Genomic DNA, 13798 nt, shown 5'->3' with positions numbered 1-13798 from the left:
TATAACTTATTCCTATAGGCCACTCACAAACGGGTAGACTCCTTATCAAGGCCTTGCCTATAACCCTCTAATAGAGCCTTTGACCTTTTTAACCTATTAGTTATACCTTTCCGCTCCTTCCTAAGGGACCAATATAGAAGCAGTGGAAACGCATGTATAAACTTTATTTTTGATAGAAAAAAGCCCCTTGCTTTCACCCTTTGAGTATGATCTAAATTTCTAACATCAAGATCTGTAGTATGGTAAGCAACGTATTCATCAAATTTGTGTTGATTTATTTTCCCATTTCCTTTCAACAAAAAATTATAGAAAAATAAGTTCTCCTCACAACTTGGCAATGATGTTCCGAGTCCTAAATTCGGATCAAAATTATAACGTTCACCCTGAATAAGACACTTTCTAACAACTAACTCTATAGAAGATATTTTCATTGCCTTTAATGGAGTTGACCAATTTAAGAAAGAATAATTCTTAAATGGCTTGCTGTGATCTTCGGATGAAGCAATCTTCAAACAACAAAAGTCTGGATCGAATTTAGTTAACTCAAAATAAAGGCGATTTACCGAAGGTATATTAAGGTCGATATCATCATCTTGAAACCAAATCCAACTACATTTCGATTCATTTATAGCCAAGTTACGACTTTTACTTAATCCAATATCAGTAGAAAAAATTATTCTTAACCTAGGGTTAATATCTAAAAAGTGATTTCTCCTTGCTTTTTGCGAAATCACCAAAAAATCTATACCGGAGTTCAACCGAGAAGTATAACCCTCTAGCTTTTCTAATAGCTCCGAGCTTAAATCACCAATTGTTGAGATTGCGACGCATAACGTTTTATCATTCATATAATTCAACCAAAACGGGGAGTTTAATTTTCATAGTCTATACAAAGTCTGAAGCTAAGGAGGATCATGACTTTTCAAACTTGATTGGATAATAGAGCTATAACTATATTCACCCTCCGCAAAAAATGTAACTTTCGGAATATAAGAAGCTATCAATAGAAGCAAAATTATATATCTCATTTCTTTGTTAATCTCTTTAGATCTTAAAACAAAATAGATCGGGACTATTGAAAAGAAAGAAAAATACCCTATGAGTCTAAAGAAAGGCCCCCAATAAATTAAAAGAAAAAACAAATTAGCCGAGACTGCCCATATTGATAGTATAGCTTTATCAAAATCAGAAAGGCCTTTTTTCTTTAAAACCTTATAAAAATACCAAAAAAACACCAGAGCTATAGGAACGTATATAGCTCTAGTAGCGATATTCAGTGCTGAAACTGAACTTTCATAGTTTAAGTAATGTGCATAGAAAGGAGCAAAAATGTTAATCAGATTCTCAAGAATTAACATAGGCGTGCCTGATGCAAAAACCAAAAATGATAAAAGATAAACCAAAAAAATATTCTTATATATTTTATGTTTAAATAAGATTATTGGGAGAGTACAAATTACAGCAAGAAGAAAGGATTGATGAAATAGAGCTCCAAATATAGCTATAATAATTGATTTAATGTATTTATTTTCAGCAGAATAAAGGCATAAATTAACAAACGACAGTATTGCTATATAATTTCTTAATCCATTCAATTGGTTATGATAAATTCCTGTAACTACAATAAACAGAAACGCAATTAGAGAAATAGAATAACCTTGACGGCGAAAGACTCTAAGTATGTTTACGAAAAGAGCGCCTTGAATTATTCCGGAAAAGACAAATATAAACTGTTGATGAAGCGATAAGGCTTCGATAAATTCAATTAAATAGTGAAATAAGAATTCACCTTTATTAAAAAAAACAGAAGACTTGCTATCTTTGTAAACTGATTGATAATAAGAATTATAATCCGTTCCTACTTCATACTGCAATGCAGGTAAGAAAGAATACAAAGAAACTAACAAAAGGAATAGTATTAAACTTGAAAACCTATCGCTAGAAATCTCATAGGTCTTTGCGTAGAATATCAGAAAGACGGAAAAAATTAAAAAATACATTTAATTAAATTAGTATTTAGAATGATCGGAAAGAAAACTCTTAATAGACCTTCTCATAAGTAACAAAACAGAAGAAATACTAACGGCTGCACTTAAGATATTTCTGAAAGTTTTCTTGAATGTTCTTCTATTTAAGGAAAGATCGATTAACACTTGTTCCAAGTACATTCTATCCTCTTTTGATATAACATCGTAACTAACAGCATTAACTATTAATTTATAAATTTTTAATTTTGAAGAGTATGACTCTTTGGCATACCGCTCCCACTTTTCGTAAAAATACCCTATAGATTTAAAGTCTATTTTTTTATTTTTTATGGACCAATCATTCCAATCAATATTAGTAGTAATATTTTTACCGAAAGCCCAACCTTCGGTTGATACAAAGACACTTAGAAAAAAATCGTAATCTTGATGCCTTAATAGGTTTTCATCCCAAGTTACGGCATCTAAAATTTTGTTTCTTTCTACTACGTAGCTAGATGTTTGAGCAATACTACCTACGGAAGATAAAAACTCTAAAGGATTGGAAAACTTATTAACATCTCTAGATATGATACGACGATTAACACTATTCGATGAAATTACATTAGCTCCGCAATAACAGGCAGCTTTACCAGTAGCTTCTAGCAAGTTAAGAGCATTCTCTAAGTGATCTGGCTCCCACCAGTCATCAGAGTCTAAAAAGGCTACATACTTTTGCTTAGATAGTTCAAGTCCAAGATTCCTTGCTGTATTTGCATTAAATTTTCTAACTGTCGAAACAACTGTCACCTCTTCAATATTAGTTAAGTTGGAATTCCTTATTTTCTTAACCACTGAATCTATTTCACTCAACTTAGAACCGTTATCGATGATAAGTAACTCGTTAACTTGAGCAGTCTGTTTTTGAACCGATTCGAGCAAACGCGTAAAAAAGGAAGATCGATCTAGAAATGATACAACAACTGAAAAAGACATATTGAATCTCAATATTTTAACTAAATACAGAATAAGTTTTATGAATTAGGTAAAGGATTAGTATCTAAAATATTTTTTGGTAGGAGTTAATTAATAACGGAAACTATATTGAATTAGCTTTAATTGGCGGTGTCAAATTATTTGTTATATTACTTATAACTTCAGCCACTAACTCCCCCTCACGGTTTTCCCACTCTGTGCCAAATGTTGAACTATAATACTGTATTTTCTTATTATCTATTGGACTTCCACTTATACAAAATTTCTTAATTATATTATAAATATCGATAAAGTCATTTGCTCGAATAGCAATTCCATTTTTCACATAACTATAGTAGTCAGGAATTTCTGAATCTGTTATTTCATAATAAATTGGAAGAAGATTACATAAAGCAGCTTCTAAATGAATGCTACTGTTCCCAGCTATTAAACAACTAACGCTAGAAAAGAATTCAATTAACGATTCTTCTCTAGGATTACTGTACATAATTTCAAAGCCTTCAAACCTGCTGTACATTCTTTCTATTGCATTACCTGACAGACTTGGATGCCACCTTAATTTAATTTCATAATTTTTTGCGGCTAAGAAAGAGATTAACTTCTGAGCATCATCTAGCGAATCTAAACTATTAAGTGCTAACCCAACTCTATCAACATCACTTATAGTGGATAACTTCAAGTATTTCTTTTGACCTGATAAATATACTTGCCGCTTCGCCTTCGGCGGATCAGTCGATGGATAATTCTTTTCACATTCACGGTAGGTCTCTAATGCGGATAAGCCATCTAGGAAAGCATAGTCTACGTTTAGCGCAGGAAATAAATTACTAACAGATGCATGCTGCATATATATCGTCTTGATATTATAACTACGCGCAAGAGCCAAAAATGATCTATTTTGAAGGTTATGGTCATTAGATACGATAACCATTTTTACGTCAGTATCACTTAATAACCTATCGAAATATACTAAATAATTATAAACTTTTAGAAAATTATCTAACCGTTCACTAATCAGTTTTCTATTTTTATTTTTCAATTGTGCTCGAAGTTTCCTGAACCGTAAAAATAAAAGTAATAATGATTTAAGTAATTCTAGAGGGCTATGATGTATTGCAAAATATCCCTTTTCAATCGTTTCTTCTTCTGTCAATATTTCTTCAGGTGCAATAACAGATACTTTATGACCTTTACAACGCAAGTACTCTATCGTTTTATCTAATGAGTTCTTTTGATTTCTAGTACCTGCATAAGCCAAATATTCGCAGTGAATTTTCTGGGGACTATATTTGAGTCTTGTTTTTTTTATCGAGACCAAGAACCAAACCAATATCCGTATGAATCTGCCTTTGTGTTTGGTTTGAGCTTCCTTCAAATGCTGCAAACTATCAAATTTTTGCCCATGCAGATACGCAAGCCAAGTTTCCGGCTCTTTTTTCAAAACACTATTGATGCGTCTAAGCCAACTCATCCTAGAAAAAAAACTCTTTACTTACAGCAACGTTAGCAGCAATATCAACTTTTACCTTCTTCCCAAGCAATTCGTCTAAGTATTTTGGTGAGAGCCCATACCCAGGCCGCACACTCCGAATACAATCTTTAGTAATAACATCGCCAGCTTTTAAGTCCTTCACAAAGTATAAGGAACGGCGGAATTTGACATTTCCTTGTTCACTCGATTTTCGTCCGTAGTCAATCTGCCCCAGCGCTTTTCTTGCTGTTTTGCTGTCTCGACACAAAGCGGAAAGTTCAGCAGGTTCCAATGAAAAACTATCATCCGGACCGCCACCATTTCTATCCAGAGTAAAGTGTTTTTCGATAATGGAAGCCCCTAGACTAGCACTCACTATCGCCGTGGTATTATCCAGTGTGTGGTCAGATAACCCAGTCAACACATTAAAGCGCTTCCGCATATCCTCCAAAGTTCTTAAATTATAATCTTCTGCAGGTGCCGGATAACCGCTCACACAATGTAAAATCGCCAGCTCCTTGCAGCCTGCTCCACGTGCAGCGTCTATCGCTTCTTGTATTTCCTCTGCATCTGCCATGCCAGTAGAAATTATCATCGGTTTTCCAGTGCTGGCGACATACTTAATTAACGCTAAATCAACAGCTTCAAATGACGCTATTTTATAAGCAGGAGCATTTAAATCTTCCAATAAATCAACCGCGGTGTTATCAAAAGGAGAACTAAATATGGTAATACCTTCCTTTCGAGCATGGTCAAACAACGGTTTATGCCACTCCCAGGGGGTATGCGCCCATTCATACAGTTCGTAAAGCGTACGACCCTCCCATAATCCCTCATTAATTAAAAAATCCGGATTATCTGAATTAAGCGTTATCGTATCTGGACGATAAGTTTGAATTTTCAGCGCATCGGCACCAGCCTTCTTGGCTTCCGATATAATTTTGAAAGCGTTTTCGATGTCGCCATTATGATTAGCTGACATTTCAGCAATAATATAAGGGCTTGTCTCTTGAGATATTTCACGACCGTCAATAGTGATAAACTGTTTAGTCATCGGTCTTCTCCACTGTAACTTTATAGGTGTGCCCATAGAGCTTAAATTTCGCGGGATAACGCCGCGGATCACACACTCTGATTAAATCAAATTGCTCTCTTAACGATTTGTCTACGTCAAGCTCACTGTCTTTTGGAGTGCGTTTAGGGTAATAACTGCTTCCCTCGCTGTCGTCCTGCACTTTTGGCTTGATATGCTCTCTATTCTCTATTGCATAGCTCATCAGAGCCAATTCAGCCTCAAACAAAGCCTCATTAATTTCATCCCAAAGCCAGTCTTTACCGACATGAAATGACTCTTTCGCCCAAACACGTCCAGAATCCACTGGCTCCGCAGCTTCTAACAGGCTAACCGTAATGGTTTCGGCTCCTTTAAGGAGCTCCCAGATATAAGGACTCCATCCACGGCCTTTGGGTAAATCACTGGCGTGCAGTACCAGCGTGTGTTGATAGTTATGCCGTTCAGATTCAGCTATAAGCTCCGAGCAGGAAACTAAAAACAAAATATCGCCATTACTAAGTTCAGATTTAGAATGCAGTAACTCAACATCATGCGGCTGCTCTTCGCACCACGCTTTTATCTTTCCAACGATAGGGTGCTCTGGGCTACTACACAACACACTGATCTTCATAATATTTTTTCCATTTCAGTTGCTACTCGCTCCGTACCGAGACCGTCAACCAAAGATGCCGCCTGCGCTGATATAAGCTCTAACTTCTGAGAAGATTGTTTAAAACGATTAATTTCTAAACGCAAATTTTCGACGTCTTCAGCAACAAAAACAGCCGCACCTGACTGCATCAAAGCCTCAGCTATTCCGCGCTGGTTATCCGCTAGCACACACATCAGCGTCGGTAACCCCAGACAGCAACGCTCCCAAGAAGTACTTCCTGCTGCACCAATAGCAAAGTCCGACTGACTCATTAATTCCGCCATATTGGATACGTTGCTTTTCACCTGAACATTAAGGCGACTTTTTTCAGCTTGCTTTTTCACCTCAGCAAACCAAGGAGCTTCTTTTCCTAATACGACCTTAACTTCAGTCTTATCATCAAGAGTGCTGAGGGTCAGAGCGTTTAACGCTTTTTCGGTATGGTTATCTTTATCAACCCCGCCCATAGTTACCAGAACCCGGTCAATTTGAGTCTTCCCTTTACGATACTCAAGACTACTCTGCCTATAATCAATAAACTCAGAACGCAACAGAGCGTATAGACAGCCTGTTAAAATCAGACAGCCTTTAGATACCAAAGGACGATACATTGTACTTTCCTGGCCTAAATTCTGGTCTATAAGAACGTCACAGTCGTGTTTACGGTCGGCTAAATCATCAATAACTAGAATCTTTTTAACATAGCCTCTTAACTGCCTCTCCCAAACTTCATCAATACCGTAATGATCAACCACCAACCAATCTGGTATCAGGTTTTCTAAAACAGCTTCCGTTTCCCGTGCATCTCTTTGCTGCCCACCTTTTAACCAATGCCCGTGAGTTAAGTAGGTATCAGTCGTTATCTCGCTTTCCGGCAACTCATGAACAACATAACCGTGCGCTTTTATTGTGTCAGTTAGGTCACCAGATTGCCTTCTTGAAATAAAAGAGCACTCGAAGCCTCGACGACTGAGCTCACCAGCTAACGTTAAACATCGCATAACATGACCGGAACCCATTTCAAGCGAGGCATCCACACGAAATACAGCTTTCATTAGACTTCCTGCATAGCTTTAAACAGCCACTCGGCACGCGTCCAATCTTCCAGCGTATCAATGTCTTGCACGCGGTGGCGAGGAAGCATTACCGCTACAGAGCGCTCTGAAAATAATGTTTTTTCATTAGTCCAGGCACCCACTTCTCCCCAATAAAACTGGCCTGCATCGTGCCAAGCTTCTTCCAAATCCTGCGAGCGGGTATTAAAGTGCTGCGGCTGAAACATGCTGACTCTGCCCCCCTCAGAAAGACGCAGAGCACGTTGAATAGGAAACGCATAGCTAGTTGCCGAAAATGCATAATCGACACCGGTATCTTTAACCGATGCTAATCCCTGCCGGATATCTTCTGGTTGCAAAAACGGGGCTGTTGCATAAATACAACAGACATAGCTGACTGGTTTAACATGCATTTCATACCACTCAACGGCATGCTTAATAACGGGAGTAGTGCCGGTGTAATCATCAGACAAATTTCCCGGTCTCTTAAACGGCGCTGATGCGCCATAAGCTTGCGCAATCGTTGAAATCTCATCATCGTCCGTCGACACAATAATATCATCAAAACATCCGCTGGCTTTGGCCGCTTCAATCGCCCAAGCTATCATAGGCTTACCACAGAATTCCTTGAGGTTCTTACGCGGAATCCGTTTGCTTCCACCACGGGCTGGTATAACCGCGATATTCATAGTCTCAGGGCCTTTCTCAGCGATTCCACCACTTCGTTTTGTTCGCCCTTGCTCAGTGTCGGGTACATTGGCAAGCTAATTGCTTCCTGATAATAAGATATAGCTTCGGGGAAGTCCTCTGCCTTAAAACCAAACTGCCGATAATACGGTTGTGTATGAACCGGAATGTAATGCAAGTTGACACCAATACCTTGCGCTCTCAATGACTCAAATACCTCTCCATGACTAACAGAAAGCTCATTACGCTTTAAACGAATAACGTACAAGTGAAGGCCAGAATAGCTGTCTACGTGTTGGTACGGACGAGTAATCGGTAAGTCTTTTAATAATTCATCGTATCGCTTTGCTAATGCATGTCGCTTTGTTACGTACTCATCAAGCCGCTCAAGCTGACTCAACCCCAATGCAGCCTGAAGCTCAGTCATCCGGTAGTTAAAACCCAGATCAACTTGCTGATAGTACCAAGGGCCATCCGGATCCTGTGTCATTTGCGACGGATCCCGGGTAATACCATGACTACGGAGCAGGCTCATCCGCCAGGCCAGTTTATCACTGTTAGTCAGCGCCATGCCGCCTTCCGCAGAGGTAATAATTTTGACTGGATGAAAACTGAAAACAGTAATGTCACTGTAACAACTATTACCGATGTAATTATTTTTATATTTACCACCAATCGCATGCGAAGCATCTTCAATGATTTTCACGCCATATTCATCTGCTAGAGCCTTTATCTCCTGCATCTCACAAGGCTGACCACACAGGTGAACCACTACCAGTACTTTGGGTAGCCGGTTTTCAGAATTGGCTTGTTCCAGCTTTTCTTTCAATCCACTGACACTAATGTTATAAGTTTTCGGATCTATATCAACAAAATCAACTTGGGCACCGCAATACAACCCACAATTGGCTGAAGCCACAAAAGTAATCGGCGTGGTCCACAGCCAGTCACCTTCTCTGAGGCCGAGAGCCAGACAGGCTATATGCAATGCTGAGGTCGCACTATTAACAGCAAGCGCGTGCCCCGCTCCTACTTTGTCGGCTACTGCTGACTCAAAAGCAGGGACCTTTGGTCCCTGCGTTAAAAAATCTGAGGTTAAAACCTCAACAACCGCATCAATATCCGACTGTTGAATATCTTGCTTTCCGTATGGGATCATCAGATTTTACCGATCTGTTCGTAATTTTGGTTCAGCCAGCTTTTAAGCTGCTCATCGTTCATCCACTCACTGTTATTATCGCTGGAGTAGATAAAGCCTTCAGGAACCTTTTGTCCGTCTTTTATACGGTTTGCGTCTTTATCCCAGTTGTGGATAGCAGGCAAGATTTTAAAGTGCTCTGGGTATTCATACGTATACGGCGCATCTTCAAAGCCAATCATCTGCTCATGCAGCTTCTCGCCCGGACGAATGCCGACCACTTCCTGCTCGGCTTCTGGAGCAACCACACGAGCAACATCCGTCACTTTCATTGACGGGATTTTCTTTACATAAATTTCGCCGCCGATCATATCCTCAAATGCATGCCACACAAGCTCAACCCCCTGCTCTAAGGAAATCATAAATCGGGTCATGCGCTCATCTGTAATCGGTAAAACGCCTTTATCGCGAATGGACATAAAGAATGGAATCACCGAACCACGAGATCCCATAACATTGCCGTAACGTACCACTGAAAACTTGGTCTTGTGACCACCTGCGTATGAATTACCAGCGACAAATAATTTGTCCGATGCAAGTTTTGTAGCGCCGTACAAGTTAACTGGACTGCTAGCTTTATCCGTCGATAACGCCACTACCCCTTTCACACCTTTATCAATGGCTGCATCAATCACGTTCATTGCACCATGGATATTAGTTTTAACGCACTCAAACGGATTGTATTCAGCCGTTGGAACGATTTTAGTCGCCGCTGCATGAACTACGTAATCCACCCCATCAAGAGCACGGTAGAGTCGATCTCGGTCTCGAACATCACCGATGAAGAATCTAAGCCGATCATCGTTAGGAAAAAGTTTAGCCATTTCCCATTGCTTCATTTCATCGCGGGAGAAAATTATGATTTTTTTGGGATTGTACTTCTTGAGCGTCATTGGAATAAACTTATGTCCAAAAGAGCCCGTACCACCTGTAACTAAAATTGTTTTGTTTTTAAACATTTCGATTAAACCTGAGTGTAATTCATAACTGCAACTGCTCTAAAAGCATCTGAGCACTGCGGAAATCCTCTATGAATTCCACTTTGATCAGAGACTATAAAAGAACCTTTACCACCAAACATAGGAACAATATTCTTTTGAAAAATTATAGGAGCTTCTGTTTTTACTTTATCCAAACCTGAAATAGCTTGATTTAAACTGTGTAAGGTCGAATCGTCCGATGATTCTTTTACATAAGTGTAAGGCCCTTGTTCTAACGAAAACACATCACTCAAATAAACAAACCCTTTAACTTGTGAACTATAAGAGTCAACATGGAAGCCTCTTGTATTCACTACTCCCTTATTCACATATAAGTTGAAATTCTTAGGCTTGAGTCTCTTTCCTGACTCGCTTAATAAATGAGTAACGCTATCTTCTGACAAGGAGTTTTTTACTTCATTAAAAAAATCTGGAAATAATATATCGGCATTAAAGACATCGATCATTCCTTCGTCTGAACCATCGCGAATGAAAATTACTGGCTTAGCATAACTAGCTAAAGCGTTATAGCCTCTTATCCTTGATGAACCTTTTTGGATTAAATACTTTTGAGTTTCATCCCAAACCTTCTCTGACTTATTAAAATTAGAGACTATATCAAGTACTTGGCTAATAGCTAAATCAGTATTTCTTACTTGTTCTTCAAAAACCGATGGGAAAGCAACAATTCCATTTTCTTTTAAACACCGTTCTGCATTTAAGCTATCGACTTTTTCATAAGATATACTCGTCAATCTTGACGAGATCTCTTCTAAGGACAATTTTCTAAGATACTCAATGTGTTGATTATTTAACTTAGTTATGTGAGACCTGATTAAATCAGCATCGACTTTCTCACTATTATCAATCTTTCCCTTCTTTAGCTCTAAACATAATCCAAATGCATTAAACTTCATCTTTATACCCTACTACACTGAAGTCGTAATCAATATTTGAAAGCAAGTCTGAGTTTGATTTGGAATAAACTTCTCTTATTCGCCTGCTAACGTCGTCTTCCAAGACGATAGATCTACCTTTTAATTTAATTCTATTAAGTACACTTCGTAAGATATTTAGCTTAAAGCTTTTCTTAATTCCTAGCTTTCTTTTGTAGTAACCCAAGATACTAACCAGTGAGTAATCTCGACCTAAGCGCTTTTTGCTAGACACTCTTCTTACGTTAGATTTCTCCACGCTTTCAATGCGCAATTCCTTAGCATTCAGAAAGCTTAAGAAATCTTTAAGAAACATCTCCGCATTAGACTCAAAGCGCTCGTAAAAATCGTAATAAACGACTTCTTGGCCAAAAACATTCCGAAGTTCACCTAATAACTTAAAGTAATTCAGTTGTTCATAATGAGAAGGTTCAGAAATGAATTTGTCAATGTACATATTAAAATCTGATGTACTAGAAAAACGTGTTCGCTGGCAAAACAGTGAGTGAAGTAATTCATCCTGCTTTCTTAAAATTACAATAGGTTTTACTATTGCCTCACCATCAATCAACAAGGCAAACTCTTTAGCTCTCTTAAAAATCTTTCCAATAGGAACTGGCTCATCATCTCCCAATGACTTCACTGAAGACGATAAGACTCCTTCTCTTGAGATAAGAACACCTTTATACCCATCTAGTATTTTTTTAATTTTAACTTTATCGAACGGTTTACCCAGAGCAACATAATCAAAGAAAGCTTGGTTTACATCTAATTGCTCTGAAGAATATTTAAAGTCATCCGATTGATTTGGAGTTCCAGCAAAAAAAAATTCATGTGAATGCAATTTTCTCAATACATTTTGCTGGAGAGCAGTTGTGCCAGTTTTAGGGAATCCTAAATGCAAAAAAATTTTTTTCATAACTTTGCTTCTTAAAATATAAGTTTTATTTATAAAAATAAGTTCTATTGTTCTGCTAATTTTGCTTGCTCATAAAAGAAACTATCTGATTCAATTAAACTAGAAAATGTCCCTGAAGATTTTACTCGTCCATTCTCCATTAGATAAATCAAATCGCAGTTCTTCACAGTTGAAAGTCGGTGAGCAATCATAATAATCGTCTTTTTTCCAGAAAAATCATAAATTGCATCCATAACTAACTTCTCTGTTATACCATCAAGAGCACTTGTAGCTTCATCTAGAACTAAAACTTCAGCGTCGTCGTAAAGTGCTCTAGCAATTCCTATTCGCTGTCTCTGACCACCAGAAAGTTGAACGCCTCGCTCCCCTACTCGAGTATCTAACCCTTCTGGAAGTTGCTCTACAAGCTCTTCCAAATGTGCTAGACGAACAGCCTCATTCACTCGACTTTCGTTAATTTCATTCGGAGGGATACCAAACCCAATGTTCTCTCGTATGCTAGAGTCAGCCAAAAAGATGGACTGCGGTACAAAACCAACAGAGTTTTGCCAAGCTCTTTTTCTATCACCCTCTATAATTTGTCCATCAACCAGTAACTTCCCGTCCTCCGGTTCTATCAATCCCAATAAAACATCTATGGCTGTTGATTTTCCTGAACCGGAAGCTCCTACTAAACCGACGACTTTATTCACGGGTAAGTTTAAAGTTAATCTATCGAGTGCTTTATCTTCTTTCTCTGGATATTTAAAGCTTATATTCTCCAAACTGATAACTTTCTTTGGTTTAAGCTTTTTCTTCTCTTTAGTTAAATTAATATTTGCTTGATTCTTACTAGCCAACAAGTCAGGCTCTATACTATCAAAAGAAGAAATGTTCCCCTTGACCTGTGCTAAACTAGTATAAACTTGCTGGAATGCAGGTAGCAGCTTAAAGCCAGCTAAAGCATAGAATGATAAAACAGGCAAAATATCACCAAGGTTTCCATCGTAAGCTGATAGTAAGTAAAGAATCAGAAAAATTACGGAACCAAAAGCAATAAGTTCCATTGCGTAGCGGGGTGTCTGCGACAAACCTCGTGTAACGCCTTGTGCTCGACCAAACTGTATACAGGCTTTTTCAAAGCGCTTATTAAAGTCACCTTGTCGCCCTAATAATAAGGTATCTTTAATACCACCAAACCCTTCATTCATTAATTTAAAGCGTTGCTGATTCGCCCTAGATATATTACGACCATTTTTGCTTAGACGCCTACGTACAGTTTTATAAAGAATTAAATAGGCTGTGCCGAAAATTAACAATCCAGCAAGAGCTACCAAAGGATTAAAAATTAAGATAGCTGAAGCCATTACTATAGCCAGTGTACCTTTAGCATTCATCAACATTAAAGGCTGGATAACTTGATTTGTTATCCGAGTGGCTTCCTGTGCGATACGATTTGTTAACTGACTACTACTTCCGCTTGCATGAAACAACCAAGGCTGACACATGTAGTGTTTGTATAATCGAGTTGAAATTTCAGCCCCAACTTGGGCTCCGTATATAGACAGCCGCCACGTAGTAAACATTGAAACAATAGTCGCGCACGATAGTATAACAAGCACCCCAATCCCTATCCAAAATAGGAAGTCTCTCGGATCTTCAAAGCCACTTAAAGTATAGAACTGTGCTAGCCTACCATCCCCCTCTAGCAAGCTAATATCTCCAACTAAAGCCATAAAGGGACCTATAGCTGCAACCCCCGCAACCTCTGCAAAAGCCATAAGGACTACAAGCACCTGCAGCCTTATTAAGCGCTTTCTTTGTTCCGCCGTTAATAAATTAAAAAGTCTTCTTAAGCGTTTAAGCATATTTTTTATTTTTGCCTTGGGGATTTTTTTGTTTCTGGCA

General features: G+C 38.4%; 13 protein-coding genes. All 13 read right to left on the bottom strand.

Annotated features, from left to right (window positions below; genetic code table 11):
- Nucleotides 1–23 precede the first annotated feature (23 nt).
- Nucleotides 24–848: a glycosyltransferase gene (locus VBY75_RS08475; RefSeq protein WP_416512009.1), complete on the bottom strand. Its 825-nt coding sequence runs from the start codon at nt 846–848 to the stop codon at nt 24–26.
- A 54-nt stretch (nt 849–902) separates the two neighbouring features.
- Nucleotides 903–2000, bottom strand: coding sequence for an EpsG family protein (locus VBY75_RS08470; RefSeq protein WP_416512007.1), 1098 nt, complete (start codon nt 1998–2000; stop codon nt 903–905).
- Nucleotides 2001–2009: 9 nt separating this feature from the next.
- Nucleotides 2010–2960 carry a glycosyltransferase family 2 protein gene (locus VBY75_RS08465; RefSeq protein WP_416512005.1) on the bottom strand — a complete coding sequence of 317 codons (951 nt, stop codon included), beginning with the start codon at nt 2958–2960 and terminating at the stop codon, nt 2010–2012.
- 103 nt (nt 2961–3063) lie between these two features.
- A complete protein-coding gene (locus VBY75_RS08460; RefSeq protein WP_416512003.1) occupies nt 3064–4431 on the bottom strand; it encodes a hypothetical protein in 1368 nt (455 codons plus the stop codon).
- 1 nt (nt 4432) lies between these two features.
- Nucleotides 4433–5485, bottom strand: coding sequence for a pseudaminic acid synthase (gene pseI, locus VBY75_RS08455; RefSeq protein WP_416512001.1), 1053 nt, complete (start codon nt 5483–5485; stop codon nt 4433–4435).
- Nucleotides 5478–6116, bottom strand: a complete 639-nt coding sequence (locus tag VBY75_RS08450) for a formyltransferase family protein (RefSeq protein WP_416511999.1) — start codon at nt 6114–6116, stop codon at nt 5478–5480. Before VBY75_RS08450 ends, pseI begins: the two co-directional genes overlap by 8 nt.
- Nucleotides 6113–7192 carry a UDP-2,4-diacetamido-2,4,6-trideoxy-beta-L-altropyranose hydrolase gene (gene pseG / locus VBY75_RS08445; protein WP_416511997.1) on the bottom strand — a complete coding sequence of 360 codons (1080 nt, stop codon included), beginning with the start codon at nt 7190–7192 and terminating at the stop codon, nt 6113–6115. Before pseG ends, VBY75_RS08450 begins: the two co-directional genes overlap by 4 nt.
- A complete protein-coding gene (gene pseF, locus VBY75_RS08440; RefSeq protein WP_416511995.1) occupies nt 7192–7881 on the bottom strand; it encodes a pseudaminic acid cytidylyltransferase in 690 nt (229 codons plus the stop codon). Before pseF ends, pseG begins: the two co-directional genes overlap by 1 nt.
- Nucleotides 7878–9038 carry a UDP-4-amino-4,6-dideoxy-N-acetyl-beta-L-altrosamine transaminase gene (gene pseC, locus VBY75_RS08435; protein ID WP_416511993.1) on the bottom strand — a complete coding sequence of 387 codons (1161 nt, stop codon included), beginning with the start codon at nt 9036–9038 and terminating at the stop codon, nt 7878–7880. The genes pseF and pseC overlap by 4 nt, the downstream gene beginning before the upstream one ends.
- Nucleotides 9038–10036, bottom strand: coding sequence for a UDP-N-acetylglucosamine 4,6-dehydratase (inverting) (gene pseB / locus VBY75_RS08430; RefSeq protein WP_416511991.1), 999 nt, complete (start codon nt 10034–10036; stop codon nt 9038–9040). The genes pseC and pseB overlap by 1 nt, the downstream gene beginning before the upstream one ends.
- 5 nt (nt 10037–10041) lie before the next feature.
- On the bottom strand, nt 10042–10974 hold the full coding sequence (locus tag VBY75_RS08425; protein WP_416511989.1) for a hypothetical protein: 933 nt from the start codon (nt 10972–10974) through the stop codon (nt 10042–10044).
- Complete coding sequence (locus VBY75_RS08420) at nt 10964–11911, bottom strand: hypothetical protein (protein ID WP_416511987.1); 948 nt, start codon at nt 11909–11911, stop codon at nt 10964–10966. The genes VBY75_RS08425 and VBY75_RS08420 overlap by 11 nt, the downstream gene beginning before the upstream one ends.
- A 44-nt stretch (nt 11912–11955) precedes the next feature.
- Nucleotides 11956–13758 (bottom strand): ABC transporter ATP-binding protein, encoded by a 1803-nt coding sequence (locus VBY75_RS08415; protein ID WP_416511985.1) that lies wholly within the window; start codon nt 13756–13758, stop codon nt 11956–11958.
- Nucleotides 13759–13798: the final 40 nt, after the last annotated feature.

Source organism: Idiomarina sp. HB (assembly GCF_048059115.1).
Classification (GTDB): domain Bacteria; phylum Pseudomonadota; class Gammaproteobacteria; order Enterobacterales; family Alteromonadaceae; genus Idiomarina; species Idiomarina abyssalis.
This window is presented reverse-complemented; position numbering and strand designations above follow the sequence as displayed.

Excerpts from the sequence above, each read along its gene's own strand:
- VBY75_RS08475 (WP_416512009.1), bottom strand. The coding sequence starts at position 848 with ATGAATGATAAAACGTTATGCGTCGCAATCTCAACAATTGGTGATTTA.
- VBY75_RS08470 (WP_416512007.1), bottom strand. The coding sequence starts at position 2,000 with ATGTATTTTTTAATTTTTTCCGTCTTTCTGATATTCTACGCAAAGACC.
- VBY75_RS08465 (WP_416512005.1), bottom strand. The coding sequence starts at position 2,960 with ATGTCTTTTTCAGTTGTTGTATCATTTCTAGATCGATCTTCCTTTTTT.
- VBY75_RS08460 (WP_416512003.1), bottom strand. The coding sequence starts at position 4,431 with ATGAGTTGGCTTAGACGCATCAATAGTGTTTTGAAAAAAGAGCCGGAA.
- pseI (WP_416512001.1), bottom strand. The coding sequence starts at position 5,485 with ATGACTAAACAGTTTATCACTATTGACGGTCGTGAAATATCTCAAGAG.
- VBY75_RS08450 (WP_416511999.1), bottom strand. The coding sequence starts at position 6,116 with ATGAAGATCAGTGTGTTGTGTAGTAGCCCAGAGCACCCTATCGTTGGA.
- pseG (WP_416511997.1), bottom strand. The coding sequence starts at position 7,192 with ATGAAAGCTGTATTTCGTGTGGATGCCTCGCTTGAAATGGGTTCCGGT.
- pseF (WP_416511995.1), bottom strand. The coding sequence starts at position 7,881 with ATGAATATCGCGGTTATACCAGCCCGTGGTGGAAGCAAACGGATTCCG.
- pseC (WP_416511993.1), bottom strand. The coding sequence starts at position 9,038 with ATGATCCCATACGGAAAGCAAGATATTCAACAGTCGGATATTGATGCG.
- pseB (WP_416511991.1), bottom strand. The coding sequence starts at position 10,036 with ATGTTTAAAAACAAAACAATTTTAGTTACAGGTGGTACGGGCTCTTTT.
- VBY75_RS08425 (WP_416511989.1), bottom strand. The coding sequence starts at position 10,974 with ATGAAGTTTAATGCATTTGGATTATGTTTAGAGCTAAAGAAGGGAAAG.
- VBY75_RS08420 (WP_416511987.1), bottom strand. The coding sequence starts at position 11,911 with ATGAAAAAAATTTTTTTGCATTTAGGATTCCCTAAAACTGGCACAACT.
- VBY75_RS08415 (WP_416511985.1), bottom strand. The coding sequence starts at position 13,758 with ATGCTTAAACGCTTAAGAAGACTTTTTAATTTATTAACGGCGGAACAA.